At 54.1% G+C, this 26358-nt stretch carries 22 protein-coding genes; 9 read left to right on the forward strand and 13 right to left on the reverse strand.

The annotated features are described in order from the left end of the window. Positions 1-28: 28 nt before the first annotated feature. Positions 29-3331: a mechanosensitive channel MscK gene (gene mscK, locus ACT3RU_RS11885; protein WP_483392697.1), complete on the forward strand. Its 3303-nt coding sequence runs from the start codon at positions 29-31 to the stop codon at positions 3329-3331. A 183-nt stretch (positions 3332-3514) separates the two neighbouring features. On the opposite strand, the gene ACT3RU_RS11890 is transcribed toward mscK, so the two are convergent. Together ACT3RU_RS11890 and ACT3RU_RS11895 are read right to left on the reverse strand one after the other, a co-directional pair. Then, on the reverse strand, positions 3515-5569 hold the full coding sequence (locus ACT3RU_RS11890) for a hypothetical protein (protein WP_192527519.1): 2055 nt from the start codon (positions 5567-5569) through the stop codon (positions 3515-3517). Positions 5570-5599: 30 nt separating this feature from the next. After that, positions 5600-6823: an ATP-grasp domain-containing protein gene (locus ACT3RU_RS11895; protein WP_087106732.1), complete on the reverse strand. Its 1224-nt coding sequence runs from the start codon at positions 6821-6823 to the stop codon at positions 5600-5602. 208 nt (positions 6824-7031) lie between these two features. On the opposite strand from ACT3RU_RS11895, the gene ACT3RU_RS11900 reads away from it, so the two are divergent. From ACT3RU_RS11900 to ACT3RU_RS11910, 3 genes are all read left to right on the forward strand, one after another. Beyond that, entirely contained in the window at positions 7032-7361 is a 330-nt protein-coding gene (locus ACT3RU_RS11900; protein WP_018916745.1) for a DUF1820 family protein, read from the forward strand. 81 nt (positions 7362-7442) lie between these two features. Next, entirely contained in the window at positions 7443-8072 is a 630-nt protein-coding gene (locus ACT3RU_RS11905; RefSeq protein ID WP_087106730.1) for a TIGR04211 family SH3 domain-containing protein, read from the forward strand. A 107-nt stretch (positions 8073-8179) separates the two neighbouring features. Next, the gene (locus tag ACT3RU_RS11910; protein ID WP_192527518.1) at positions 8180-8812 is read left to right on the forward strand and encodes a thiopurine S-methyltransferase; all 633 of its coding nucleotides are present in this window, start codon (positions 8180-8182) and stop codon (positions 8810-8812) included. A 25-nt stretch (positions 8813-8837) separates the two neighbouring features. Here ACT3RU_RS11910 and ACT3RU_RS11915 read toward each other — a convergent pair whose 3' ends face one another. From ACT3RU_RS11915 to cysP, 5 genes are all read right to left on the reverse strand, one after another. Further along, positions 8838-9431 (reverse strand): YajG family lipoprotein, encoded by a 594-nt coding sequence (locus ACT3RU_RS11915; RefSeq protein ID WP_192527517.1) that lies wholly within the window; start codon positions 9429-9431, stop codon positions 8838-8840. Between the two features lie 288 nt (positions 9432-9719). Continuing rightward, complete coding sequence (locus ACT3RU_RS11920; protein ID WP_192527516.1) at positions 9720-10814, reverse strand: sulfate/molybdate ABC transporter ATP-binding protein; 1095 nt, start codon at positions 10812-10814, stop codon at positions 9720-9722. Then, positions 10811-11638: a sulfate ABC transporter permease subunit CysW gene (gene cysW / locus ACT3RU_RS11925; protein ID WP_087106726.1), complete on the reverse strand. Its 828-nt coding sequence runs from the start codon at positions 11636-11638 to the stop codon at positions 10811-10813. The genes ACT3RU_RS11920 and cysW overlap by 4 nt, the downstream gene beginning before the upstream one ends. After that, positions 11638-12492, reverse strand: a complete 855-nt coding sequence (gene cysT, locus ACT3RU_RS11930; protein WP_087106725.1) for a sulfate ABC transporter permease subunit CysT — start codon at positions 12490-12492, stop codon at positions 11638-11640. Before cysT ends, cysW begins: the two co-directional genes overlap by 1 nt. Before the next feature lie 27 nt (positions 12493-12519). Continuing rightward, positions 12520-13530, reverse strand: coding sequence for a thiosulfate ABC transporter substrate-binding protein CysP (gene cysP, locus ACT3RU_RS11935; protein ID WP_087106885.1), 1011 nt, complete (start codon positions 13528-13530; stop codon positions 12520-12522). Between the two features lie 292 nt (positions 13531-13822). Here cysP and rpe point away from each other — a divergent pair, with 292 nt between their 5' ends. Next, entirely contained in the window at positions 13823-14518 is a 696-nt protein-coding gene (rpe, locus tag ACT3RU_RS11940) for a ribulose-phosphate 3-epimerase (RefSeq protein ID WP_192527515.1), read from the forward strand. 5 nt (positions 14519-14523) lie between these two features. Here rpe and ACT3RU_RS11945 read toward each other — a convergent pair whose 3' ends face one another. After that, positions 14524-15822, reverse strand: coding sequence for an NAD(P)/FAD-dependent oxidoreductase (locus tag ACT3RU_RS11945; RefSeq protein ID WP_087106721.1), 1299 nt, complete (start codon positions 15820-15822; stop codon positions 14524-14526). A gap of 173 nt (positions 15823-15995) precedes the next feature. Here ACT3RU_RS11945 and ACT3RU_RS11950 point away from each other — a divergent pair, with 173 nt between their 5' ends. Then, complete coding sequence (locus ACT3RU_RS11950) at positions 15996-16664, forward strand: phosphoglycolate phosphatase (protein ID WP_192527514.1); 669 nt, start codon at positions 15996-15998, stop codon at positions 16662-16664. Between the two features lie 29 nt (positions 16665-16693). Here ACT3RU_RS11950 and ACT3RU_RS11955 read toward each other — a convergent pair whose 3' ends face one another. Together ACT3RU_RS11955 and ACT3RU_RS11960 are read right to left on the reverse strand one after the other, a co-directional pair. Further along, a complete protein-coding gene (locus tag ACT3RU_RS11955) occupies positions 16694-17608 on the reverse strand; it encodes a metal ABC transporter solute-binding protein, Zn/Mn family (protein ID WP_087106717.1) in 915 nt (304 codons plus the stop codon). Positions 17609-18069: 461 nt separating this feature from the next. Further along, a complete protein-coding gene (locus ACT3RU_RS11960; RefSeq protein ID WP_087106715.1) occupies positions 18070-18267 on the reverse strand; it encodes a hypothetical protein in 198 nt (65 codons plus the stop codon). Positions 18268-18518: 251 nt separating this feature from the next. Between ACT3RU_RS11960 and ACT3RU_RS11965 the strand changes: the two genes are divergently transcribed. From ACT3RU_RS11965 to trpC, 3 genes are read left to right on the forward strand one after another with little or no spacing between them, the layout of a single operon-like run. After that, positions 18519-19109: an anthranilate synthase component II gene (locus tag ACT3RU_RS11965; protein WP_192527513.1), complete on the forward strand. Its 591-nt coding sequence runs from the start codon at positions 18519-18521 to the stop codon at positions 19107-19109. Positions 19110-19145: 36 nt separating this feature from the next. After that, positions 19146-20165 carry an anthranilate phosphoribosyltransferase gene (trpD, locus tag ACT3RU_RS11970; RefSeq protein ID WP_087106711.1) on the forward strand — a complete coding sequence of 340 codons (1020 nt, stop codon included), beginning with the start codon at positions 19146-19148 and terminating at the stop codon, positions 20163-20165. Positions 20166-20174: 9 nt separating this feature from the next. Beyond that, positions 20175-20978, forward strand: coding sequence for an indole-3-glycerol phosphate synthase TrpC (trpC, locus tag ACT3RU_RS11975; RefSeq protein WP_192527512.1), 804 nt, complete (start codon positions 20175-20177; stop codon positions 20976-20978). Between the two features lie 6 nt (positions 20979-20984). Here the strand turns inward: trpC and ydiJ are convergent, their stop codons facing one another. The 3 genes from ydiJ to ACT3RU_RS11990 form a co-directional block, all read right to left on the reverse strand. Further along, positions 20985-24098, reverse strand: coding sequence for a D-2-hydroxyglutarate dehydrogenase YdiJ (ydiJ, locus tag ACT3RU_RS11980; RefSeq protein ID WP_192527511.1), 3114 nt, complete (start codon positions 24096-24098; stop codon positions 20985-20987). A gap of 90 nt (positions 24099-24188) precedes the next feature. After that, on the reverse strand, positions 24189-24770 hold the full coding sequence (locus ACT3RU_RS11985) for a DUF4202 domain-containing protein (protein WP_192527510.1): 582 nt from the start codon (positions 24768-24770) through the stop codon (positions 24189-24191). Positions 24771-24844: 74 nt separating this feature from the next. After that, entirely contained in the window at positions 24845-26095 is a 1251-nt protein-coding gene (locus tag ACT3RU_RS11990; protein ID WP_087106703.1) for a dicarboxylate/amino acid:cation symporter, read from the reverse strand. Positions 26096-26358: the final 263 nt, after the last annotated feature.

The following is a 26358-nucleotide window of genomic DNA, read 5'->3' on the forward strand; positions in this document are numbered from 1 at the left end:
TAGATGTATCTGTAATTATACCTTGAAGGTGCTATTGGCGCTTTATTTGATGACGGTGTGCGTTAGCGTTCAGGGCGCCTTTGACGTTGATCAAGTACCCTCACAAGAGACAATAGCGGCGCGCTTGGCAGCGCTCGATTCAGTAGACAGTGAGCTAACCGCGCAGCAGGTTAGCGAGCAGACCAATTTAAGGGGCGCGCTGGAAATTTACCAACGTTTGGATGCTAATGATGAACGTTTAAAGGTACTTAATCAGCGGGTTGATGAGGCGCCTGAACAGTTGTACCAGTTAGAGCTTGCGCTGGGTGAGGTGGAGGAGAGTTTTCAGCAGTTAACTGCCCAAACATTCGCCGATATGTCGTTGGACGATTTAACGTCACAGCAGGCAGATGCTGTCCTTGAACTGCAGCAGCTGCAAGGGGAGTTGACCGATGTGAACTCGCAGTTACTGGCCTCGATTACGTTACCCGAGCGAGCCCAGCAGGCAATCTCCAATGCCCTGCAACGTGCTGAAACGCTACGCCGTGAGTACGACGATCGCGAAGCGCTATTAACGGATAGCCAGCTCTCACTCTCAAAGGATGCGCAGCTCATACAGCTTGGCTTGGCACGTCTCTTGGCAGAACGAGATGCCGCTTATAACCAACGAGAGTTAAGTGTTAACAGCCGATTGCGTGAACTCGCGCAACAACGGCGCGACCTCTTTTCGTTGCAAATTGATTACCAGGAAAAGCGCTTGGGTTTACTTGAGGGTGCCATTGATCTTCAGCGTACCCTTGAGTCTGAGCAAGTGGCGGCCGAGGCCATCGTGGATAATTCGCTTTTGGCTGAGGGCAACCCTGTCATACGTGATGCCCAGCAAGTTAATCAACGCATAAGCCAGGAACTGCTGCAGGCAACTGACCGCAGCAACACTATCTTGCGTGAAAATTTTGAGGCGCAGCGTGATCTGGACTATGTACTCCAATTGCAGCGTAGCCTCAATGAACAGATCGATGCCATGCGTGGGAGTCATTTGTTATCACTTATTTTAAATGAGCAGCGCCAATCATTGCCTACGCCAGTTCCGCATCGGCATTTGCAGGATGAAATTGCGGATCTTCGATTGAGACAGTTTGATTTAACCCGCCAGAGTGACCAGTTGCGCCACGGCAGGCGGTTAGCCATTCAGCGCGTGGAGGAGGCAGGCCTTGAGGCAACCCCAAGTGTGATCGACGCATTGAACCAGATTTATAGAGAGCGTCGTGAGCTGGTAGAGCAGTTGGAGCAATCCTACAGCAGCCTTTTAAGTTCTGCGATTGAGCTACAGCTGAATCAGAAGCAGCTGCTCACCACGACACGCGAGCTACGTACCACCATTTATGAGCAGTTATTTTGGGTCGCTAACAGTCAGCCTGTGGATATTAACTGGCTGCGCCAGTTGCCCAACAACATTCGCCTGGAGTGGCGAGAAGGCGAGTGGCGAGTCATTTTTTCAAACCACTGGCAGGCGCTTTCTTGGAAAATAGTGTTTGGGCTGCCATGGATGCTACTTGGTCTGTTGCTCATCGGGTTACGCGTGCGGATAAAAGAGCGCTTGGCGACAATCCATTCTCAGATTGGCCGTTTAAAAAGCGATACTCAATTACACACACCAAAAGCAGTGCTGTTAAACGCGCTATTGGCTATTCCGGGGCCGTTGATGCTAGCCGGTGTTGGAGTTGGGCTTCGCGAAACAGACGATGTATTAACCCACAGTATTGCGCCTGCGTTAATGCAACTCGCGTTAAGCTGGGGGGTGGTCGCGTGGGGGCGGCGTTTGCTCGCACCTGACGGCGTTGCCGAACGGCACTTTACCTGGCCTGCTCGTTATAACGCCCAGCTTCGTAAGCTATTACGTTGGCTGGGGTTTGCGCTGGTGCCGGTGATAGCGATTGCGACAATATCGGGGCAGGTGCAAGCACCTCTAGCCTTGCGTCCTATTGCACTGGGCCTGATGGTCGCGGGGCTGTTAGCCATGAGCTGGTGGCTAACGAAGCTGATTTTGGCACATGTTCCTTTTTTTGGGCTTCGCTTATTCCGTTTGGTGTTGGGACTCGCCATGGCCGCCATCCCGCTCGTATTGGTGGGCTTGATCGTGTGGGGGTATGAATATACTGCACTGCGTTTGGCGGGGCGGTTTGCGATCACGCTTTATTTATTGGGGCTGTGGGTGGTTGTTGAGGCGACGGTAGTGCGTAGTTTGGCTGTTGCCGCCAGACGCTTGGCTTACCGACGAGCGCTTGCCCGGCGTGCTCAAGCGCAGGAGGAAGCTGAAGGGGGGCTTGAGGTGGTGGAAGAGCCGCCGCTGGATATGGAGAAAATCAATACTCAGTCGCTACGCCTCTCCAAGCTGATTTTGTTAATCGGCTTCAGCTTACTTTTATATCTTGTCTGGTCGGATCTTTTATCCGTGGTGGGATATCTGGATCATGTTTCCCTGTGGGATTCTGGCGATGAGGATTTGATTGGCAGTGAACTGTCTGTCACGGATGTTATTACCGCGCTGCTGGTGGTCGCAGTTACCTTTATTATGGCGCGCAATCTGCCTGGCCTTTTAGAGGTAATGGTCTTGTCTCGCTTGTCACTAAAACAGGGCAGTGCCTATGCCATCAGTTCGCTGCTCTCGTATGCGATTGTGGGCACGGGCATGCTGATTGCGCTGGCCACTCTGGGCGTTTCCTGGGACAAGTTACAGTGGCTGGTGGCGGCGCTCAGTGTGGGACTGGGCTTTGGGTTACAGGAAATCTTTGCCAACTTCATTTCAGGTTTGATTATCCTGTTCGAGCGGCCTATTCGCATTGGGGATACGATTACGCTGGGTAACTTGCACGGGACCGTGAACCGCATAAGGATACGAGCGACAACCGTTACTGACTTTGATCGCAAAGAAATTATTATTCCCAATAAAACCTTTGTGACTGATCAGCTTATTAACTGGTCACTTTCAGATAACGTGACCAGGGTCGTGCTGACGTATGGCGTTGCGCATAACTCGGACTTGGCCAAAGTGCACCAGCTTTTACGCCAGGCGGCAGATGAAAACGAGCGGGTGTTGATTGACCCGGAGCCTCAGGTGTTCTGTTTGAGCTATGGCAACCATAGCTTCAATTTTGAGCTGCGCATTTTTGTTGATGACATCAAGGAGCGCTTGCCTGCGACGGATGAAATCAACTGTCGGGTAAATGAGCTGTTTCAAAAAGCAGGTGTTCGTGTGGCTTTTGAGCAGATGGATGTATGGCTGCACCGTGACCAAGGGGAGTCGGTCAAAGTGCAGTCAATTAATAAGTTACCGCCGTCTACGTATAGTTAGGCGTATGTCAGAGGTGAAGATTTAAGGGCGTGAAGAAGAAACTCCCGATTAACGTCTCCTCCGGTAATCGGGCTCCAGGGGCGTCGTCGAACAGTCGCTGTGTATCCTCTGGCTACTTTTCAACTGGCTAACCCTTTGGCTGACCAGTAGTTGATCAAGTCTTAACATTGATGACATGGTTAATTAAACGCGTGGCAATAGCGGGTTAAGTGGCGAGTGAGACCCTTCAAGGGCCTGTAACTCGGTATCTGGCACGCGAGAGGCTCCCCAGCTGCGATATAAATACTGTTTGACGTTATCAAGCTCTTCATCCGTTACCGTGGCTAATTCACCGTGCTCCAGCGGGTCAAAGTGAAAGATATAGAGCCTTGACGTAAACTGGTCGAAGGGCAGTGATGCCTCGCCGAAGCGTTCGCCGTTACCTGCGGTACTCACAATAGCGCCATTACCCCAATCTTGACCGCTGTCATTATTAGGGTTGTAAAAATAGAGCCGCATTATATCGGTTGGATCAAGCGATGCGCGCAGTATCGTAATGGCATGCCAGCCGATAAAGCGGGCGGCGCTGTCGGTAATCGCAATGCCCGCAGGCTGAGGATGAATAAGCGGTTGGTTACCGTTATAAAAGGGGTGGTAACAGGCGTAAAAGTGGCGAATAAAAGCATCAAGGTTAGCGAGTTGCCCGGTGGCAACGTCGACATTGATACAAAAACCGCGGCCTGACCACCAGCCATGAAATTCCGGGTTCACCCAGCGGTGCGGGTCGCCTGCGCGGCCCAGGCAGCGTCGGCCCATTTCTGCGTAAATGCGGTCAAGATGAGGCACCACAATCAGTGAGACGGGGTCTAAATCGACAGGCAGTTCTGATGCGACACCCGACAGGCTCTCGTTAGAGGAGAGAGGCTGACCTTCAAAATGCATGATGATTTCATCATCTCGTGCGGCCCAGGCCACCATTTGCAGTAAATAGTCGGGGTCGTTGTAGGCCCACATGGAGAGCGCTCTGGCTGATTGGCAGGTAGGATTATTGCCTTGGCCCACACCTAAAGGCTGGCCCAGCATACATAAAACCCCTTCAAGCAGGCGCGCACGGGGTGTGGTTGTCTCGCCGTAGGCAAGGTTCAGGCGTGCCTGAGTCCAGTCGGAAAGCGACAGATTAAGCTGACGCCACATGGCGGGAGCAACCGGTGGCTGGTAAAGAATGCCCCGCTCAAGCAGAAGCGCCAAGCCATAAACGGCCTGCGCAGTGGCAGGGTAAACACTGCTGCGAATAAGCGCGTGGACAAGTTCACGATAACACAGCAGGCAGTCGCGGCCGGTAGAGGAGAGTCCCATCGCCTCGGTCAGTAGGTAGTCGCTCTCTTCAAGTAGGTAGCGCATCAACACGGCATGATACGGCGACACCAGCCCCGTATCGTGCATGGCGCGGGCACATCCTGTGGCCTCTGCTTGTAACGCGGTGGTGTCCATACGCTCAAGGCGCTCGCGGTAGACATCCACGCCAGGGTCTTCGCGGCACGCTTGGGTAGGCCCATAGAGTGAGCTCACCAGGCGATCAGCGCCTTGCCCGCTGGTGGCCAGGTCAATTTCCGGGTTGGCTTGGCACAGGGCAATCTGGGTAATCATCTGTTTAATAGCATCGACCTGGATAGGCCGCTGCTTCAAGATACGCCAGATTTCATCTATCAACTGATCAATAACATGCTCATAGCCGATGCGTTTGGCAAGGTGGTTAAACAGCTGACGCGTAATGGTCGCAAGTCGCCCTTGGGTTTCACGCTCGGCTTCGCTGGGCGCTGAAAACAGCAGCCACAGATTAATCGCCATTACTTGTGTCAGGTAGTGGTGCGCCTGCTCCTGGGAGAGCAGCGCATGTTGATAGTCACCTTTGGCGACCGCCAGCAGACGCAACTCGCTTAGCGCTTCAATAACGACTACATTGGCATCGGCACTTTTCAGTGAGAACGTGGTTAGCGTAGGCACCAGAAACTGAGGTGTTTCCCAGTCAGAACCCGCAAAAACGCCTGAGGCTTCAATCACTTCCGAACGCGCTTCAAGCGCCGCACTGCCACCGGGTTGCAAAAGTACCCGGCGAGCGGTGTCCAGGACGCGAGGCAGTTTTTCTAGCTTGGTAAAAGAGGGTGCCTCTGCCAATAAGGCGACAGCCTGGTCTAGTTTTAAAAGCAGCTCATCAAGCTTGCACGTATCGTTTGAAAGTGACTCGTTATGAGGCGTCACAATGACTCCTTGTCCCGGTGGTCACTGGGATTATACATAGAAGTCGAGGTCTTCCTGTCGTTTTAGAAGATCACGCAGGGTATGGGCATCATCGCCTTTGAAATAGATTAGCCCCCAGTGGGTGCCAAAGGCGGTGCGCTTGGTAACCGTCTCTTCAACGGGCGAGGTCAGCTCATGGGACTCAAAGTAAGCGTGGTCCTCTGTCTCTTCGGGAATCTCAAGACGGCTGACAACGCGTCGACGAGGATAAACACCAAAACAGCCAGCAAACCCATTGGCGTCCACTACTTCCTTGGGAAAGAAGGCGGCCACTTCCTCAGGCGTGCTTTTAGGGTCAAACACCAGTATGGAGGCCTGGTAAGCGTTAAAGCCATAAACCCGCTCCAGTAGCTCAAACACTTTAAAACCTGGTGGCCGGTAGGCGACTTCGCCAAAGTACATTTCACCATCGCTGGTGACAAAGTATTCGGGATGAATCAAGCCAAATTCAATATCAAAGGCCTTGATCAGTTTTTCGATCTGAGCGGTGATTTGTTCGCGGTACCTTTCAAGTTCTGGAGAAGCGGGAACAAATACCGAGTAACCTAACGTGACGTATTCAGAAATATTCAAAAAAGCGATTTTGCCGTTATGAATCCACGCCTCGACGGCGAATTCCCAACCGTCAAGGTGGGACTCCATCAAGACAGGAAATTCCTCATCAGGAATAGCATCGATTTCATCCGGGGTACGGATGACGCGATGCCCCAGGCAGCCTGCTTTATCGAAGGCTTTAAGGTGGATGGGATCGTTGGGGTCGCCATCAAGCTTAAGCAGTGTTTGGTTAACGCGCTTTAGAAAACGCACCACATCTTCTTTATCGTGGGCTTCTTCAAATATGCCTACGCGGATGCCGCCCAACTGGGCACGCCGCTTCATAAGGGCTTTGTCACGTAACAGCAGTGACTGCCCGTAAAGCCTGGGGTTGTCCAGGAGTACCGAGTTAATGGCACCTGCCCACTCGACGGTCTCTTCAAAAAGTGGGATCGCCACATCAACGCCTTTCTCTTTGAGCGTTTCGGCGATCTCAAGTGAACGGTCGTTCAGACGTTCAAAATTCCACGAAACATAGGGAATCTCATGCTGTTGGCAATACTCCTCAGCCCAGTCAGGCGCTACCACGATATAGCGTCGGTCAAACTTTTCAGCCGCCTCGATAGCGTTTAGGCTCCAGCCTAGTAGCGCGATGTAGCCTTTGTTCGGATCCTTTTGCATGACCGTTACTCCTGTAGGGTGAGAGCATTTCCGCTTCACTCTCTTCACCCTACACGAGGCCTGCTATATCGGCTAATTAGTAGATCGTAAAGTGGACAGTTAGCGTTTATTAACGCTTTGAGGCAGGTCAGCTAAGGCCCTGCTGATAGGGTTATGGTACGCTAGGGCGGAAAATTTTATGTTCATAGGGCAAGAGGGATAGGCCAAAATGGCGGCCAAGCCGATTTATCGAGTAGTGGTGCACCAACAGGGTGAAATTTGGGATTTATACGTTCGAGAAATATTTCAAAGCGAACTCTGGGGCTTTATTGAAGTCGAGGAGTTTGTCTTTGACGATGCGTCACGGGTAGTTGTTGATCCTGCAACTGAAAAATTGCAGCGAACCTTCGAGGGTGTCAAACGTAGCTACCTGCCTCTTAATGCGATTGTGCGTATTGATGAGGTGGAGCGTGAAGGCCCTTTGAAGGCAGTCAAAAGCGATGCCCGCGTTGCTGAGTTTCCTCGTCCCTTCCCCCTACCACCACGTAGCGAAGGGTAAGCGCTCAAGACAGGCGCGACGCTGTAAGCGCTGGTGGCCTCGTCCGCTATACAGCGTTTTTTTTAATCAGGACATGACGTTATGCAAGCAGATAAATTTCGTTTCTCTTATATCGCGGCCGGTGTTTTATTAAGTGTGGCCAGCGCACAAGCAATTGCACAAACCGACGGCCAAGCGTGGGTGAGCGATAAATTGAGCACTTACGTGCGCAGCGGGCCTACTGATGGATACCGCATTATTGGCACGTTAAATGCCGGTGAGCAGGTAGAGGTGCTGGAAGAGAGCGGTGATTACACCCGGGTACGTGGCCAAAGCGGCGACACCGTGTGGGTATTGACGAACGAAATCCAGGAAACGCCTAGTGCCCGCGAGCAGTTGCCGGTGCTTCAAGCCCGGGTCGATGAGCTCACCGCAGAGCTTGATGGTATTAACGATACCTGGGAGCAGCGCACCTCCTCGATGACCGAGACGCTTGAACTGCGTGAGCAGCGCATTGCTGACCTTGAAACGCGCAATAACGAGCTTGATAACGAGGCCGAGCAGTCGCGCCAGCAGGTACGCGCGCTTCAGGCTCGGCTGGATACCCAGGAAGAAGACCTGTTAATGCGCTACTTCATGTATGGCGGCGGTGTGGCGGGTGCCGGGCTGTTAGTGGGGCTTATCGTTCCGCACTTGCCGCGTCGGCGTAAAAAGCGTGATCGCTGGTTCTAGGTTCCAGGTTCCAGGTTCCAGGTTCCAGGTTCCAGGTTTTAAGTTCCAGGTTCTAAGCATCAGGACCAGTTTTTTAGGTTCTGGATTCAAGGGTAAAAGGGCGTCTAATGAGCACTTCCTGGCGGCAGCGCTGGCAAGAAGGCCGGATTGGTTTTCATCTATCTCAGCCGCATCCAGCGCTGCTTGAGTACTGGCCCACATTGGGCGTTGAGCAGGGCACTAAAGTGCTGGTGCCCTTGTGTGGTAAAAGCCTGGACATGCGCTGGCTGGCTGATGCGGGACATCCGGTGCTAGGCATTGAGTTGGCGCCTGAGGCAATAGCGCAATTCTTGACCCAGCGCCAGACGCCTGTATCGCGCTATACCCAAGCGGGATTTGAAATATCACGTCAAGGTAGCGTGGAACTCTGGTGTGGGGATTTTTTTCATTTGCACATACGCCAGGCCGCCGAAGTAGGCGCGTTTTATGATCGTGCGGCACTGATTGCGTTACCGCCTGCCACGCGAGAGCGCTATGCATTCCACTTGGCCCAGCTGGTCCCGCCCGGAGCCGCTGGGCTGTTGGTTAGCATAACGCACGAGGGTGAGGGCGCGGGCCCGCCGTATAGCGTGCCTGACCAGGAAGTGGCTCAATTGTTTACACCCAACTTTCGTGTCACGTTGCTTGAGCAAGGAAGCCCCGATGAACGGGGCCGAACTGAATCTGTTTGGTCATTAGAGCGGCGCGGACCACACAAATAGTGCGTGCCAGCGCGCTCAATGTATATCAGCGGGCGAGTAGCTGACCAAGCTCTGGGTCGTTGAAGGCCCGGTTAAGGCCGTCGCTGAGCAGGTCATTCAGCATACGTGTATTAGCATCTTCGCCCGGCCTAACGGCATAGCCTTGTGTGCGGCGCGAGGTGTAGGTGCCGGTATACGTGGTGCCTTTATTCTGGGCAATGGCCCGGAAAACGCCCTCAATACGCGCCTCGTCTACCAAGGGCTGACCACTATCGCCACGACCATACTGTAGGCTAACAAGCTCCAGGGTAAGCGTAGGTCGGCCTTGGGCCTGCTCAGTGGTGGGGTTAAAGCCCATATCGTGAACCGCGCGCTCTGCTTCTGCTTGCAGTTGGGGAATAAGCTCATGGCTGCTCACGGTAATCTGAGCCGTTGACATGCTGCCGCCAGCCCTTGTACCAATAACCTCGCTTTCTCGACCATCAACGGCGACGACCGTGACGTGTTGGCCTGACCCGGTTTGCGGCACGTTCGTACTACGCTCCGGGCTAAGCTGAAGGTATTGAGGACCTGAGCAGCCTGTTAACCAGAGGCCTGCCAACAGCACTCCTGAAAGACGTAAAAACTGGCGCCGAAGCATATTTTCTCCCCCGCAGTAACGGTTTGTTCCAATAACTGGTTCTAGGCTTTGTACGAAAACTGCTTGCGCTCGACCATACGGCGTTAAAAATCAGCTCAAAATACTCATTTACCCATGTAAACTCCGTTTTTTCGATGATTTTTGCCTTGTCTGGCCTTCGCTCAGCAACTTTTCGTACAAACCCTGATAACCTGTTTCAAAGCGCTTGTTTCAAAGAGCCCTCTGAACAACTATGCCGTTGTTATACGTAAAACGCCAGCAGGATAAGTGGTGGGCGCTGTTGGCGATTTAAGCGGCTCGTGTCTGTTTTTCTGAATCCGTTACCCCGTCTTTAAAACGGTGCCACTGGCGCGGGTGGGCATAAAGGCGTTGTCCGCGGCGCATCGCTAAACGTTCAAAATCCGCATGACGCACGGTCGCAAGCCAGGGCTTCTCCAGCCAGTCAGCTTCCAGCTCAACACGCACTTCGGCACCCACGGGGGAGATCGCCGTTATCACTACCGGTAGATGGCAGGTATCGCTTGGCTGTTCTGCCAGGCGTACCTCATGAGGGCGCAAAAGTAGCTCTTCGCTACCTTCGGGTAGGTCAGCGTGCAAATAGGCATCGCCGCAGGTCAAAATGCCGTTACGAACGCTGCCTTCCAAGTGGTTGACGTCACCCAGAAACTCGAAGACAAAGCGATTTTTTGGCGAATGATAGAGTGTGTCCGGAGCATCAATTTGCTCAATGCGCCCGTTGCTCATCACCACGACCCGATCGGAAAGCTCAAGCGCTTCTTCCTGGTCATGGGTAACAAAAACGCTGGTAAAATTTAGTTCGCTGTGCAAGCGTCGAAGCCAGCGGCGTAAGTCCTGGCGTACCTTGGCATCCAGCGCGCCAAACGGCTCATCAAGTAGCAGTACGTCGGGTTTTACCGCTAACGCACGGGCGAGAGAAACACGCTGCTGTTGGCCGCCTGAAAGCTGGGCGGGGTAACGCTTGGCCAGGTGTTCAAGCTGAACCATTTCAAGCAGGCGAAACACGCGCGCGCGAATTTCAGCGCTGGAAGGGCGCTCTTTTTTGGCCATCACCGTCAAGCCAAACGCGACGTTATCGTAAACGCTCATATGACGAAACAGCGCATAGTGCTGAAATACGAAGCCGATACGCCGGTCGCGCACATGTACATTTGTGACATCGCGTTCGCCGAACATGATTCTGGCCGACTGGGTAGCGCGGTCAGCACTTTCAAGGCCGGCAATAATCCGCAAAAGCGTGGTCTTGCCCGACCCAGAGGGCCCCAGAAGGCCGACTAATTCGCCCTCATGGATATCCAGATTGACAGGCTCAAGGGCCTGCGTGTTGCCAAAGTGTTTTGCAATATTTTCTAAGCGAATGCTCATAGGAGCGCCTCCCGGCGCGATGCGCGCCATTCCAGGCTTGCCTTGGCCGCCAGGGTAAGCAGGGCAATCAGTGCTAACAGTGCCGCGCATGCAAATGCACCAACCGCATTGTAGTCCTGGTAAAGCTGTTCAAGGTGAAGAGGAAGTGTATTGGTTTGGCCACGTATCGCGCCCGAGACCACCGATACCGCGCCAAATTCACCGACGGCGCGGGCGTTAGTTAAAATAATCCCGTAAAGCAGTGCCCAGCGGATATTCGGCAGCGTGACTCGCCAAAAGGTGGCCCATCCTTTGGCTCCTAGCGTGGCGGCTGCCTCTTCCTCACGCGAGCCCTGCGCCTGCATCAGCGGAATCAGCTCGCGGGCAACGAAGGGGCAGGTAACAAACACGGTCACCATCAAAATGCCAGGCCAGGCAAACATCAACTGAATATCATGGCCATCCAACCAACTGCCGATCCACCCGTTGCGGCCGTAAAGCAGCAGGTAAATAAGACCGGCAACAACAGGGGAAACAGCAAAGGGGATATCAATCAAGGTTTGCAGAATGCGCCGACCAGGAAAGCTAAACCGCGTGACCAGCCACGCCAGGGCCACGCCAAACACCAGACAAATAGGAATGGTGAGCAGGGCGATGACCAGCGTTAGACCAATAGCATGCAGGGTAAAATAATTGCTTACATTGACCCAGAAAGTCGCAACGCCCTGAGAAAAGGCCTGAGCGAAAATGGCGACAAGCGGCAGCAATAAAAACAGCGCCGACAGGATTAACGCCGCGCCAATTAACAGGCGCTTGACGCCCGGTGCATCACCAATTCTACGCATTATCCCTTACCTCCATGCAGGCGGCGGACAAAACGGCCTTGCCAAATGTTGATGGCAAGCAGCAGCGCGAGCGAAACAAACAGCACCACGGAGGCCACTGCGGAGGCGCCTGCGTAGTCATACTCCTGCAGTTTGACGAAGATCATTAACGCGGTAATTTCCGTTTCGTAGGGCATATTGCCTGCGATAAAGATAATCGCGCCAAATTCGCCAAGCGAGCGCACAAACGCAAGGCCTGTTCCTGTCACCAGAGCGGGCCATAAATGCGGCATGATCACCCGGCGAAAGGCCACCCAGTCGGTCGCGCCCAGTGACATGGCAGCTTCGTCAACCTCAGCGGGTAAGTCTTCTAATACGGGCTGCACGGTGCGCACCACAAACGGGATACTGGTAAACGCCATGGCCAGTGCGATACCGACCCAGGTGTAGGCCACCTGAAGACCCAAAGGCTCAAGCAGGCGCCCCATCCAGCCACTGCTGGCATAGAGAGTGGCCAGCGTAATGCCTGCTACCGCTGTGGGGAGAGCAAACGGTAGGTCCATTAAAGCATCCAGCAGCCGCTTGCCGGGAAACTCGTAGCGCACCAATACCCAAGCGAGTAGTAGGCCGAAGACCGCATTAATTAACGCCGCCACCGCCGCTGCGCCCATGGTGACCATATAGCTTGCGACCACTCGGCCTTCGGTAATAATTGACCAGTATTGGGCAAGGCTTAGCTCGGCAAGCTGCCCGAAAAGCCCAGTGATAGGCAGTACCAGTACCAGCGAGATAAACAGCACGCTGATACCCATGGAAAGACCAAAACCCGGCAGCACGCGAGTGCTGCCGGTTAGTCGTAAAGCGCGTTGATTCATAATGTTTTGATAACGACTGACGTCCTGTTAACGGCGCTGTAGTTGATCGAGCAGCGCGCCACCCTCGAAGTGCGTTTCCATTACTTCGTCCCAGCTACCAAATACGTCTTCTACGCTGAACAGCTCAGTCTCCGGGAATTGGTCGGAAAACTCTTCAACCACGGTTTCGTTATGTACGCGATAGTTAAAGTTCGCCAGTAGTCGCTGGGCATCTTCTGTGTAGAGATACTCAAGGTATCCCTGCGCTAAATCGGTATTGCCGTTGCGCTCAGCATTTTCAGTAACGACCGCGACGGGGAATTCGGCTAAAACGCTCATGGGAGGAACGATCACCTCGTAGTCGTCGCTGCCGTACTCCTGGCGAATGTTATTCACTTCGGATTCAAAACTGATAAGCACGTCACCGATGCCACGCTCTATAAAGCTGGTGGTCGCGCCGCGGCCGCCGGTATCAAAAACGGCCACATTGCCCAAGAACGTGCGCATAAAGTCCTGAACCTGCTCTTCATCACCGTCAAATTCCTTGTCGGCGAACCCCCAAGCGGCTAAATAGGTGTAGCGAGCATTGCCGGACGTTTTGGGGTTAGGGAAGACAACTTGAACATCTTCTTTTACCAGGTCATCCCAGTTTTCAATTCCTTTGGGATTGTCCTTGCGAACCAGAAATGCTGTCGTGGAGTAGTAAGGCGATGCGTTGTTATCCAACGCGCTCTGCCAATCCTCATTCACCAAGCCAGCATCCGCCAGTACCTGGACGTCGGTTACCTGGTTAAACGTGACGACGTCTGCTCGCAGACCCTGCAGGATGGCACGCGCCTGAGCAGAAGAGCCGCCGTGGGACTGGTTAACGCTGATTTCTTCGCCGTTCTGTTCTTGCCACCAAGCGATAAATTCAGGATTGACCGCGCTAAATAGCTCGCGCGCAATATCGTAGGAGGAATTAAGCATTTCGCGCTCTTGCGCCATGGCAGGGCTAGCGATGCTAGCGCCTAGCGTAATGGCAAGCAGGCTGCGGCGGAAAAAGAGTGGCAGAGTCATGGCAAGCTCCTTCTTAAAGCGGTAAACGATATAGATCGCAATTGGCATAAGATTAAACCTGACATTGTGGAATTACAATTGTGATTGTTATTCTTTTTGGAAATAACGGTGTGCCTGGCTGGTAAAGATGAGGGTCAGACACAGGGTTGGAAATGATTAACTGCAATGTGTAGCCAAAACAGCGCCTGTTTTTTAAATTGCTCTGTTAAAATGCCCGTTTTCCAAGGGCATCACCAGGTTGTCGCTGCACCACCTGGTTATCCCACATTTCAACGGCTAGTCAGGAGTGCCCATGACCGCTGCGCATGATTATTTAATTGCCCCTTCTATTCTCTCCGCTGATTTTGCACGCCTAGGGGAGGAAGTGGATAACGTGCTGGCCGCGGGCGCTGATATTGTCCACTTTGATGTAATGGACAACCATTACGTGCCGAACCTGACGATTGGCCCCATGGTATGTAAAGCACTACGTCATCATGGTGTAACGGCGCCTATTGATGTCCATTTGATGGTGAAGCCGGTTGATCGCATGATTAGCGACTTTATTGAGGCAGGGGCCAGCTATATTACGTTTCACCCGGAAGCGTCTGAGCATGTCGACCGCTCGCTTCAGCTGATTCGTGATGGTGGCTGCAAAGCAGGGCTGGTGTTTAATCCGGCAACGCCGCTCTCTTATCTTGATTATGTGATGGATAAGGTCGATATGGTGCTTCTAATGAGCGTTAACCCAGGGTTTGGTGGCCAGTCGTTTATTCCTGGCACACTGGATAAGCTGCGCGAGGCGCGAGCACGTATTGATGCATCCGGTAAAGCGATTCGTTTGGAAATTGACGGCGGCGTAAAAGCCGACAATATTGCCGAGATCGCAGCGGCAGGGGCGGATACCTTTGTGGCGGGCTCCGCTATTTTTAACGCGCACCAGGCCGGCGACCCACACGGCTATGACTCGGTTATCAAGAAAATGCGTGCGGCGCTGGCCAAGGTTTAAGACGCTTAATGTAGCTTCATGCGAGGTCTGAGGTAGCGGTTAATCTTATCGACTAACCACGTAAGCCCGGTTTTCGGGACGCCATGGATCGACACTTGATGCATGCGATAAAGCGATGCGTAGCACTGGCGAGCAAACCAGCCTTCTAAAAAGAGGCCGCGCGATGCGGAGCTGCGCATCAGATTACCCACCGCGTCGTAGCGTGCCAGCGAAACAAGCGAGCCGTGGTCGCGGTAGTGAAATTCGTTAAGTGCTTTGCCTTCCAGCAAATGGTTGATATTTTTGGCTAGCAGTTTCGCCTGCTGATGAGCCGCTTGAGCGCGTGGAGGTACGGTGCCATCTTCACCCTGCGGACAGTTGGCACAATCACCCAAGGCAAAAATGCTGGGGTCATCAACGCTCTGCAGTGTTTTTTCAACATTAATCTGATTTTTCTTGTTGGTTGAAAGCCCCAGTTTGGTTAAAAACTCGGGGGCTTTAATGCCCGCCGCCCATACGTTTAAGTCGGTTTCAATGATGTCGCCGTCGGCTGTAATGAGTTGGTTGGCTTGGACTTCTTTTATCGCCGTGTCGGTATGCACCGTTACGCCCATTTTCTCCAGTTCTTGTTGCACGGTCTGGCTAATGCGTTCGGAAAGACCGGACAGCAGTCGAGGTGCCGCTTCAAGGATATGTACGCTAATTTGCTGATGATCCAGCGCGGTTACCCCATAAGCGTTAAGTAAGCGAGAAGCGTCGAAAAGCTCGGCAGCAAGCTCAACCCCTGTGGCGCCTCCGCCCACAATACCAATGGTCAGCACGGTATGCTGACGTAATGAGGGGTCGGTATAGCGCAAAAACGTATTGATCATCTCTCGTTGAAACAGTTTGGCCTGCTGGGGGGAGTCGATGAAGTGGCAGTGCTCGGCCACCCCTTGAGTGCCAAAGTCGTTGGAAACGCTGCCCAAGGCAAGCACCAGGAAGTCGTATTTTAGCGTGCGCTCGGGGAGCACTTCATTGCCGTCTTCATCATAAATAGGCGATAAATGTAGTACTTTCTGTTCGCGATCCAGACCATGCAGTGAGCCGCGTTGGTAGCGGTAGAAATGCGCAGACGAGTGTCCGCGATAATCCACCTCATCCATGCTGGAGTTTAAAACCCCCGTCGCCAATTCATGAAGCAGCGGTTTCCATACATGGGTTGCATTGCGGTCAAGTAATACAATTTCAGCGCGTTTGCGTTTTCCTAACGTATGCCCTAACCGAGTCGCAAGCGCTAAACCGCCTGCGCCGCCACCGACAATAACAATCCTGGGTATGGCCATTGGTTTCTCCTTGGCTAATCTGGCTTTAGCATAGAAGTTTCTCTCACTTCTGACTAATGCGCTAGCGCCATAGACGCAGTAAGATGCTGAGCAATTTGGCAGGTTAAGACATTGAAAATGGTATGCGTGCCATTGCCAATGTTTATATAAGGCAGCGTTAAGGGAGCAGGGCAGTGCACTCAATACTCGCGGGAAAACGATTAGTCGCGTTCGATTTAGACGGCACGCTGGTTGATTCCGTACCTGACTTGGCCGTTGCGGTGCAGAAAATGTTAGGCGAGCTTAATTTTCCCGTACCTGATGATGTTCTGGTGCGCGACTGGGTGGGCAATGGTGCGCCGATCCTGGTGGAGCGAGCGCTTACCTGGGCGTTGGGCCGGTCTCCTGAGGAAGCGCTTCAAACGCGCGCCTTTGATGCTTTTATGGCGTATTACGGTGCGGCACCGAATGCGTTAACGACGCTCTATCCCGGTGTGAAAACAGCACTCGAAGCGCTGCATGGCGCGGGCTTTACGCTGGTGCTTATCACCAATAAGCCAGAGCGGTTTATTGTACCCATTCTTGATCACTTCGGGATTCGTGAATGGTTTACGCTATGGGTAGGAGGAGACACCTTGGCGGAGAAGAAGCCTTCCCCCTTGCCCCTTTTACATGCCGCGCATGCGTGCCAGTTTTCGCCAAGTGAGTGTCTCATGGTCGGCGATTCTCGTCATGATATTGCCGCGGGCAAGGCGGCCGGGTTTGCCACTCTCGCACTGCCTTATGGTTATAACCATGGCGATCCTATTGAGCTCAGCCAGCCTGATTATGTGATGGCGTCGCTGCTGGCGCTTGTCACTTAAGATTTACTGACTGCCTGGATGCAAAAAGGCTATTCCGGGCGAGCGCCACCTAATGCGCCATGAATAAGCTCGGCGTTATAGCGCAGCATGGCGGGGTAGTCATAGGCTTGATCGTCTTGTGAGCTAAACGCGTCAACATGGAGCGGGCCAGCCAGTGAGATGCCGGTGGCGCGTGACAACGCATCCATGTGGATACAGGGAACAGTGCTTTCATAAAATAGTGCTGGGGCGCGTGTTTTGGCCAAGCGTTCGTTCATCTCGGCCATTGCTCGGGCGTTACCCTGTGTTTCGTTATTCAGCCCCCAAATGGCGTCGTACTCAAAACCATAGGCGCGCGCAAAGTACCTAAATCCGGCCTCGCTGGTCACCAGGAAACGGTTCGTCTTGGGGATGCCTTCCAGACGCTCGTTGATGGCCTGGTCTAACGTATCCAGCGCGCGATAGGTGTCCTCCGCACGGGCATAGAACGCCTCCGCTTTTTCGGGGTAGTGCTTGGCCAGCGTTTCAGCAATCACCTTGATATAGGCGGCCGCACCTTTCGGATCCATCCACATATGCGGGTCATTTGCGCCTTGATACTGCCCTGTAATAATAGGGAGCGGCGCAAAGTCAGCGTTTTCAGCCACAGCCTTTAGGGTAAGCGAATCATCTGCAATGGCCTCTACATGGCGTAGCCAAGGCTCTAGCCCAAAGCCGTTATAAAATATGATGTCGGCTTCTTCGATGGACAGCACATTGGGCGGCGTCAGTTCCCACGTATGAACATCCGCACCGGGGGGCACGATAACGTTTACGTTAATATCTTCGCCGGCAATGCGCTTGACCAAGTCTTCAAGTATGGAAAAAGAAGCGATAACGTTGAGTGTTGAAGCGCCTGCTAGCGGTGACACACTTACCAAAGTCCCTAGCAAGAGCGTGCTTACCCAGCTCACTTGCTTTTTCATTTCACGCTCCCACTCGTTTGAAGGCTCAAGATAATAAAGACTGATACGCTCTGTGGCTAGTTCCTCCAGACTAAAAAAATGGATATAAGTTATTGTTCTTTTTGGCGTATGCATCGTACAGACGCAATGTCGCTAGCGATGCGACTGTATTTAGATAACTAACGTTAAAAATAGAGCGCTGGCCAGTGTTACTTGACCATTACAACCGTTTTCGCGCTGTAATAGCAAAATATAGCCTTAACGGCGTAAGTTGCTAATAGTAGCACTTGGGAAGGCTCTCTCAGGCCGATAGCACCTCTGTTGTCTCCTACGCTACCCGCCAGGAAGCCGAGAGCGAGGCAAAGCGCCTCAATGAAAACTCACTTGGTTAACGGTTGAGAAAATCTCGTTTCGTACCCTAACAGAAAGCCCAAAGGCTTGCTGTTAGGGGCTTGTTGTATAAGGTTATACCGTACCTGGTATTACTTCTTTTTTTTCATAAAGGGGAGAACCTTGGCCGTGGCGTCAGCGAGCTGCTGGTCAAGCGGCGTATGGTCCAGGCTGATAGCGGCTCTCGCAGCGGTATAGGTGCCCTTGTACTGCTTGGCGATCTCGCTATCGGTCATGTGGTCGGGTAGCTGTTCATTTTCTCGAATAACGTCAATGATGGCCTTATCCATGGCGCGCTCCTTCTGATCGGACCTTGTCGAACATGTTGTTCAGCATATTGCTCGGCGTACTTTCCAGCATACTTTCCAGCATAGCCCAGAGCGACGAAAACGTAACTGCGCGCAACTGTCGTAGCGATTAACCTCGTCTGGCGATACAATCCAGCACACTTACGTAAAATCGCTAGCAATGGCACGCCTGGCTAATAGTCTGGGTAACGATACGCTGATTGCCATGCAATAATTAAGGTAATCAATAGGCTATGCCGAAAAAAGTCTTGATGTTGGACAATTACGACAGCTTCACTTTTAACATTGTCCAATACTTGAATGAATTGGGTGCAGAGGTGGTAACGCACCGAAACGATGCGATTACCATTGAACAGATTGAAGCCCTGTCGCCTACGCATCTGGTTATTTCCCCGGGGCCATGCACACCCAACGAATCGGGGATTTCAATGGCCGCTATTCGCCACTTTGCCGGTAAACTGCCTATATTGGGTGTTTGTTTGGGGCATCAGGCGATTGGTCAGGTATACGGTGCTCAGGTGGTCCGCGCACCCCAGGTGATGCATGGTAAAACATCGGCTGTTTTACATACCCATCAGGGTGTTTTTGAAGGATTGGATAACCCTGTCGAAGTGACTCGCTATCACTCGTTAGTGGTGGAAAGGGAAACACTCCCCAGTTGCCTGGAAATAACGGCTTGGACGACAGACAATGATGTGACGCCTGGTTTGATCATGGGACTGCGCCATAGCACACTGGATGTAGAAGGGGTGCAGTTTCACCCTGAATCAATACTGACTCGCCAAGGCCATGAGCTATTGGCAAATTTTTTAAAACGTGGCTGATTGCCTGGTTCACACGCTTTAGAGGCTCCTCTGTTCATGCAAATGCGAGATGCAATTAATGCGGTGATACACCGTGAAGACCTCCCTTTTGATGTTATGCATGCCCTGATGCGCCAGATAATGACGGGTGAAGCGTCCGATGCTCAAGTAGGCGGCTTATTGGTCGGGCTTGCCATGAAAGGGGAGAGCGCGGTGGAAATTAGCGCTGCCGCCCAGGTAATGCGTGATTTAATGCGCCGTGTTGAGCTGAACGCTGAAAATGTCGTAGATATCGTAGGTACCGGCGGCGATGGCGCTAATCTATTTAACGTATCCACCGCGTCCAGTTTTGTGGCCGCAGCTGCGGGTGCGCATGTCGCAAAACATGGTAATCGCAGCGTATCATCGTCTTCCGGCAGCGCCGATCTTTTTGATATCGCCGGTATTTATCTCGACCTTAAGCCTCAGCAGGTCGCTCGATGTATTGAGCAGGTGGGGGTTGGCTTTATGTTTGCGCCGAATCACCACCCGGCGATGCGTTACGCCATTGGCCCGCGCCGTGAGATGGGCGTGCGCACGCTCTTCAATATTCTGGGCCCGCTGACTAACCCTGCGGGGGCGCCCAATCAGGTGGTCGGTGTGTACTCGCCAGAGCTGGTGCCGCTGATGGCCGAGGTGCTTAAAAAACTGGGCAGCCGCCATGTCATGGTGGTCCATTCAGAAGATGGTTTGGACGAAATATCGCTGGCAGCTTCCACGCGAGTGGCTGAGCTTAAAGAGGGCGAGATCACTCAGTACACGGTTTCTCCTGAAGAATTTGGCATCGAGCGCCAGAGCTTGGCAACGCTGAAGGCCGCTAACGCAGAAGATAGCCTGCGGTTGGTAAAGGCGGCATTGAGCGGTGAAGGGCCCGCTTCCGACATGGTGGCCTTGAACGCAGGTGCCGCCCTTTACTGTGCGGGTGTTGCTGACAGCCTGAAAGAGGGCGTTCTGATCGCTCAGGACGCTCAGGGGTCTAAACTGCCGCTTGAGAAGCTCAGAGAGCTTTCACACTTCACCAGCGTTTTCAAAGAGTAAGTGACCGCTATGAACCAACAGGCAACACCCACTATTTTGACGCGAATTCTTGCCCGCAAGGATCAGGAAGTCGCCGAGCGCCAGCAGGCGGTATCCGAGACGGATCTGCTCGCGCTTGCCAAGCAGCAGAGCGCTCCGCGCGGGTTCATCAACGCACTTAATCAGCGTATCGCGGTCGGTGACCCGGCGATTATTGCAGAAGTTAAAAAGGCGTCGCCCTCCAAAGGGGTCATTCGGGAAGAGTTTCATCCGGCGGATATCGCCAAAAGCTATGCTCAAGGCGGTGCGGCCTGTTTGTCAGTGCTGACCGATGCGGATTTTTTCCAAGGGCATGAAGACTATTTGATCGTCTCGCGGGATGTCTGCGAGCTGCCGGTTATCCGCAAAGACTTTATTACCCACGGTTACCAGGTGTCTGAAGCGCGCGCCATTGGCGCTGACTGTATTTTGCTGATTGTCGCCGCACTGGATGATGCCAGGCTGCTTGACTTGCATCAGCAGGCCAATCAACTGGGAATGGATGTGTTGGTGGAAGTCCATGATGCCGATGAGCTAACGCGTGCGCTTAAGCTTGATTTGGCGTTGGTGGGCATTAACAACCGTAATCTGCATACCTTCGATACCAGCCTCAACACGACGCTGGATTTACTGGCGCATATTCCTGACAGCGTGACCGTTATTACTGAGTCGGGTATCCATACTCAGGCGGATGTTCAGTTAATGCGGGATCACCACGTTAATGGGTTTTTGGTAGGGGAAGCCTTTATGCGCCAAGCCGACCCTGGCCTGGCGCTTAAAAAGCTGTTCTTCTAAGCCTTGTTAGTCCTTGGGGTGTTCACCCGCGCTGCGTAAGGCATAAAGCAGGGCTTGCAGCGGATGGTGAAGCGTTTGTTCTGAAAAACGCTTCACCTGGCTGCGGCACGAATACCCCGTGGCCAGCAGCCTGTCGGTGTTTTCCTCTGCCTCGACCTGGGGTTGCCAGGATTGGGCATAGATGGTTCTGGACGTTTCGGCGTTGCGCGTCTCATGGCCGTAGGTGCCGGACATTCCACAGCAGCCGGTATTGACCAACTCCAACGGCAGGCCGAACGCGGCAAACACCTGCTGCCATGCCTTCGGGCTTCCGGGGGCGTTGGTTTTTTCGGTGCAGTGTGAAAGCAGCTTAAAGCCGGGGGCATTGGGGGTTAGCGGTCGGGGCATCAAAGTGGCCAGCCGGATAGCCAGCCACTCCTGCAGCATCAATACCTCGGGCACGGCGTCTGGCCCCAGCGCTTTTACGTACTCCTGACGGTAGGTCAGCGTCATCGCCGGGTCTATCCCCACCATGGGCACCTCAAACTCGCTTAAGGCGCGCAGCCGCTTGGCCTGCTTTTCGGCCGTACGCTCAAACGCGCCCAAAAAGCCCTGGACGTGTAGCGGTTTGCCGTTGGCACTATAGGGCATCACCAACACGCGCAGGTTGAGCCGTGAAAGCAGTTCGACCACGTCCATGACCAGTTTGGCTTCAAAATGGGTGGTGAACGCATCCTGAACCACAATCACGCTCTGGGCGCGCTGCGGGTCGGTGAGCAGAGCAAGCGAGGTGGGCGTGGCTTCCGCCACGCCCCAGGCACGCAGTTGCTTTTTAACGCTGGCGCGGGAGAGCAGTGGCGAGTCGCTCATGCCCACACTACGACGCATCAGCGTTTCCACCCAGCGCTGGCCCATCACGGTGTTATACAGCGGTGCTGCCCGGGCCAGCGTGGGCAGCATGAACTCTGTGCTGCCCATCACGTAGTCGCGCAGGGGGCGTAAATAGCGCCCGTGATAGACCTCTAAAAACTGCGAACGGAACTGCGGCACATTGACCTTGATGGGGCATTGCCCCGCGCAGGACTTGCACGCCAGGCAGCCTGCCATGGCGTCGTAGACCTGGTGAGAGTAGTCATGATGCTGCTGGCGGCTGAACGTGTTCGCCAGGCGTTTCGGGAAGTGTTTAACAAAGCCCCATCGGCCTTCCGCCTTTTTCTTGCGTGACTCCTCGACCACGTCGATGCCCGCCTGGGACTGCAGGCGCAGCCATTCACGCATCAGGCTGGCGCGCCCCTTGGGCGAGTGAATACGGTCGCGGGTCGCCTTCCACGACGGGCACATGGGGTCGTCCACATCGTAGTTGTAGCAGGCGCCGTTACCGTTGCAGTACACCGCTGCGTCATAGGCCTGCCAGGCGCGCTCATCAATGGTGCGGTCCAGCTGGCCGCGCATCGGCACGGCGTCAATCCTTAGCAGGTTCGGGTCGCTGTCTTTGGCGATCAGCGCGCCGTCTTCTGCCGGTGAAGCGATCTTGCCAGGGTTAAGCTGGTTAAACGGGTCAAACGCGGCCTTGACCCGCTGCAGGCTGGGATAAAGTTCGCCAAAAAATTTGGGCGCATACTCGGAGCGTACCCCTTTACCGTGTTCGCCCCACAGCAGGCCGCCGTATTTTTGGGTCAGGGCGGCGACTTCATCGGAGATGTCCCGAATCAGCGCTTCCTGGACCGGGTCTTTCATGTCCAGCGCGGGGCGCACATGCAGCACCCCCGCATCAACATGCCCAAACATGCCGTAAGCGAGCCCGCGCGCGTCCAGCGCGGCGCGGAACTCGCTAATAAAGTCGGCCAGATGTTCTGGTGGTACGGCGGTATCTTCAACAAACGGCAGTGGGCGCTTCTCACCCTGCACATTGCCCAAAAGGCCCACCGAGCGTTTGCGCATGCCGTAAACCGTGCTGATCTGCTCACGGCCTTCGGCCAGGGTATAGCCCAATCGCGTGACCGTGGCATCCTGGTTCAAGTGACGGGTAAAGGCCTCAACCTGTTCGGCCAACGCAGCCGGGTCGTCGTCGCTAAACTCGACCAGGTTGATACCCCGAATCGGTGTGTCGCTCTCGGGGAAGAACTCGGCCACGCTGTCCCAAACAAAGTCGGCCATGGCGAGCGTGAGCACCGTATCGTCGATGGTTTCGATCGACACAGGCCTGGCGCTGGCCATCAGTGTCTTGGCATCGCGCAGCGCATCCATAAAGCGGGTATAGCGCACGTTGACCAGGGTGGCGTGTTGGGGAATAGGCAGCACGTTCAACACGGCTTCGTTCAGAAACCCCAGCGAGCCTTCCGAGCCACACAGCAGGCTGTTGAGATCAAGCGCATGCTGGTCGTTGCGCAGGTGGGCCAGGTCGTAACCGGTCAGGCAGCGATTAAGCGGCGGAAAGGTTGCCTCGATCAGCTCGCGCTGCTGATCAATAATGCTGGCCGCTGTGCGGTGCACCTGCCCGACAATACCGTCCTGCTGGCAGGCCTGCTGTTCCTCATCGGCACTGAGTGCCCGGCTATGTAGATGCTGGCCACCCAGCAGTACCGTGTCGAGTTCCAGTACGTGATTGCGGGTTTTTCCGTAAGCGCAGCTACCCTGGCCGCTGGCATCGGTCGAGATCATGCCGCCGATGGTCGCTCGATTGGAGGTCGAGAGCTCCGGGGCAAAAAACAGCCCATAGGGCTTTAAGGCGGCATTCAGCTGGTCCTTCACGACTCCCGCTTGAACGCGCACGCGACGGTTCTCGACATCAATGTCCAGCACCTGATTCATGTGCCTGGAGATATCCACCACGACGCCATCGGTGAGCGACTGACCGTTGGTACCGGTGCCGCCGCCTCGCGGCGTTAACACCACCTCGCGGTAAGGCGCTTCAGCGGCCAGTTTGGCCAGGCATTCCAGGTCTTCTGCATGGCGGGGAAACACCGCCGCCTGGGGCAGACGCTGATAGATCGAGTTGTCGGTTGCCAGCACCGTGCGGTGGGCGTAGTCAGGGGCAATCTCACCATCGAAGCCGCGTGTCTTAAGGGCTTCCAGAAAGCGCATGTAGTGGGAGGCCAAGCGTTCAAACGGGGCGGTCCGAGAGTCCAGCGATGCAATCATAATCGTTCAAGCCGTCAGTGCCAGGGCATCAAAAAAAGAGAGCACTACTTTACCTCAGTGCCTGCCAGGCTGCACCCTGCGCTAAAAATGCTAGCTCAAAGCTTCTTTTACCAGGGCGGCAGAAGCAGGTGACATGGGCAGTGTCAGGGCTAATTCATGAGCTTGGGGTGACATCTTGTGCCAGGTTTTTTGAATAATTCGCACCATATGGTCATGTTCGACCTTGCGCGAAAAATCGGCAAAGTAGTTTTCCAAAAATACCAGACAGGCGCAGTCTTCTAGTGTCTGTACGTCGGTGTCACGCCCCAACCCCTTTTTGGTGATGAGTGTGATCACTCGCTCGGCGTCCTCTGCGCTATAGCTTGCTTCACGCATTAATTGGGCGGCCGTGTCGCCCGCGCGGATACCCTGGTCGCGCCGCCAGGTTAAGTAGCCTACTCGACCTTCGGGGTACGCTTCGCGCGTTACCTGCCAGCGCTGCAAGTGCTGGGCGCGGACAGCAATTTTTAAGCACTCGCTGGGTGTCTGGTTAAGGTGGGCAAGCCATTTGCTCATGTGCTGTGCGTAAAGCAGCTCGGCGGGTAACGGCTCATCGGCCACGTTGACCATTTTCGGGTCTTCGCTATGAAGCTGGTCCAGCTCGGTTAATACCTGCTCAAGGCGGTGGGACATGATGCTCTCCTGGTTAGCTGTCGCGATACTCTGCAACGGTCTCGTCGCAGAGTATTCTGGCGTGGGGCGGGCTGTCAGGCTTTATTATCGGCGTTATAAACGTCGAGGTTCAATTCGCCTTCGCTTTTACCCACCAGGGTAGTGACCATAATGTCGCCTGCGACGTTAACGCTGGTGCGCGCCATATCGAGAATGCGGTCGATACCTGCTACGACAGCGATGGCTTCAAGCGGTAGGCCAATTTGAGCCATGACAATGGAGAGCATGATAAGACCCGCACCGGGTACGCCCGCGGTGCCAATGGAGGCAAGCGTGCCAGTGGCGACAATCATGCCGTAGTCGACCAGGCTCAGCTCAATACCCAGCATTTGGGCAATAAACAGCACGACGACGCCCTGGTAAAGTGCTGTACCATCCATATTAATGGTCGCGCCCACTGGCAGTACAAAGCTTGAAACGCCTTCAGATACGCCCAGGTTTTTCTGGGCACAGCGAATCGATACCGGCAGTGATCCTGCCGAAGAGGCGGAGGAGAATGCTATCATCATGGCGTCCAGGCTGCCCTGGAGATACCGCACTGGATTAAGCCGCCCCAACAGGCGAATAAAGCCTGAATAAATCACAAGAACATGCAGCGCACAGGCCAAATACACTACGCCAATCAGCTTGGCGAGTGGTAACAAGATTTCCAGTCCGTATTGGCCAGATACATGCGCCATTAGGCCAAACACCCCAAAAGGGGCAAAGGCCATAACAATGCCCGTGAGCTTGTACATCGCCTCGGCAAAGCTATCGAACACCACAACCAGTGCTTCACCCTTTTCACCAATCAGGGTCAGTGAAATGCCCAAGCCAATCGCAAATACAATAATTTGCAGAATGTTGCCGTTGGCCAGCGCATCAATGGGGTTGCGGGGCACCAGGTTAATCAAAATGGACGCCAGGGTAGGCGCCTCGCTTGCATCCACGCCGCTATCAAAACTGATGTTAACGCCTGCCCCAGGCTGTAACAGTGTCGAAAGCAGCAACCCAATACTGATAGCAAAGGCCGTGGTCAAAAGATAAAGGCCTATGGTGCGGGCGCCAATGCGGCCCATTTTTTGCGGGTCGCGCATCGAAGTAATGCCGACAACCAGTGTTGAGAATACCAGCGGTACGATCAGCATCATGATCGCGTTAATAAAAATATCGCCCAGTGGCTTAAAGATGCTGGCGTTTTCACCCAGTAGCGCACCCGCCGCTATCCCTAGCGCTAAACCTACGAGAATTTTCTTCCAGAGGGCGATGCCTCTCCACCAGCCGAAGGCGCCTTGTGATGTGCTCACGGATCTCTCTCCTTGGAGTTTTATTTACGGTTGATCAATAGCAGGATTACGATTCGGCGCGCACTTTATCACTTTTTAGTAGGAGGGGCGGGGGCTTGTAATGGGCGAAGTGAGCGCTTACGGGCGGCCGCGGCTTGGAAGCGGCCTCTGGTTATTTACCCGTCGACGTGAGTTGCCGGGCACGTTGCTATAACGCCCCCATAGCTCCCCGCCGTGCTTTTGCCTACAATAGGGGCCTTTGATACTGGCGTTTGGCGCCGTGT

It is taken from the genome of Halomonas sp. TP35 (assembly GCF_052375975.1).
In the GTDB taxonomy this organism is placed as follows: domain Bacteria; phylum Pseudomonadota; class Gammaproteobacteria; order Pseudomonadales; family Halomonadaceae; genus Vreelandella; species Vreelandella citrativorans.

What these genes read in the sequence shown, in the direction of transcription:
- cysT (WP_087106725.1), bottom strand. Translation starts at nt 12,492, where the DNA reads ATGAATCAACGCGCTTTACGACTAACCGGCAGCACTCGCGTGCTGCCG.
- ACT3RU_RS11905 (WP_087106730.1), top strand. Translation starts at nt 7,443, where the DNA reads ATGCAAGCAGATAAATTTCGTTTCTCTTATATCGCGGCCGGTGTTTTA.
- ACT3RU_RS11920 (WP_192527516.1), bottom strand. Translation starts at nt 10,814, where the DNA reads ATGAGCATTCGCTTAGAAAATATTGCAAAACACTTTGGCAACACGCAG.
- ACT3RU_RS11955 (WP_087106717.1), bottom strand. Translation starts at nt 17,608, where the DNA reads ATGAAAAAGCAAGTGAGCTGGGTAAGCACGCTCTTGCTAGGGACTTTG.
- cysW (WP_087106726.1), bottom strand. Translation starts at nt 11,638, where the DNA reads ATGCGTAGAATTGGTGATGCACCGGGCGTCAAGCGCCTGTTAATTGGC.
- ACT3RU_RS11915 (WP_192527517.1), bottom strand. Translation starts at nt 9,431, where the DNA reads ATGCTTCGGCGCCAGTTTTTACGTCTTTCAGGAGTGCTGTTGGCAGGC.
- ACT3RU_RS11910 (WP_192527518.1), top strand. Translation starts at nt 8,180, where the DNA reads ATGAGCACTTCCTGGCGGCAGCGCTGGCAAGAAGGCCGGATTGGTTTT.
- cysP (WP_087106885.1), bottom strand. Translation starts at nt 13,530, where the DNA reads ATGACTCTGCCACTCTTTTTCCGCCGCAGCCTGCTTGCCATTACGCTA.
- ACT3RU_RS11965 (WP_192527513.1), top strand. Translation starts at nt 18,519, where the DNA reads ATGCCGAAAAAAGTCTTGATGTTGGACAATTACGACAGCTTCACTTTT.
- ACT3RU_RS11985 (WP_192527510.1), bottom strand. Translation starts at nt 24,770, where the DNA reads ATGTCCCACCGCCTTGAGCAGGTATTAACCGAGCTGGACCAGCTTCAT.
- ACT3RU_RS11895 (WP_087106732.1), bottom strand. Translation starts at nt 6,823, where the DNA reads ATGCAAAAGGATCCGAACAAAGGCTACATCGCGCTACTAGGCTGGAGC.
- ACT3RU_RS11900 (WP_018916745.1), top strand. Translation starts at nt 7,032, where the DNA reads ATGGCGGCCAAGCCGATTTATCGAGTAGTGGTGCACCAACAGGGTGAA.
- ydiJ (WP_192527511.1), bottom strand. Translation starts at nt 24,098, where the DNA reads ATGATTGCATCGCTGGACTCTCGGACCGCCCCGTTTGAACGCTTGGCC.
- ACT3RU_RS11960 (WP_087106715.1), bottom strand. Translation starts at nt 18,267, where the DNA reads ATGGATAAGGCCATCATTGACGTTATTCGAGAAAATGAACAGCTACCC.
- trpC (WP_192527512.1), top strand. Translation starts at nt 20,175, where the DNA reads ATGAACCAACAGGCAACACCCACTATTTTGACGCGAATTCTTGCCCGC.
- trpD (WP_087106711.1), top strand. Translation starts at nt 19,146, where the DNA reads ATGCAAATGCGAGATGCAATTAATGCGGTGATACACCGTGAAGACCTC.
- ACT3RU_RS11945 (WP_087106721.1), bottom strand. Translation starts at nt 15,822, where the DNA reads ATGGCCATACCCAGGATTGTTATTGTCGGTGGCGGCGCAGGCGGTTTA.
- rpe (WP_192527515.1), top strand. Translation starts at nt 13,823, where the DNA reads ATGACCGCTGCGCATGATTATTTAATTGCCCCTTCTATTCTCTCCGCT.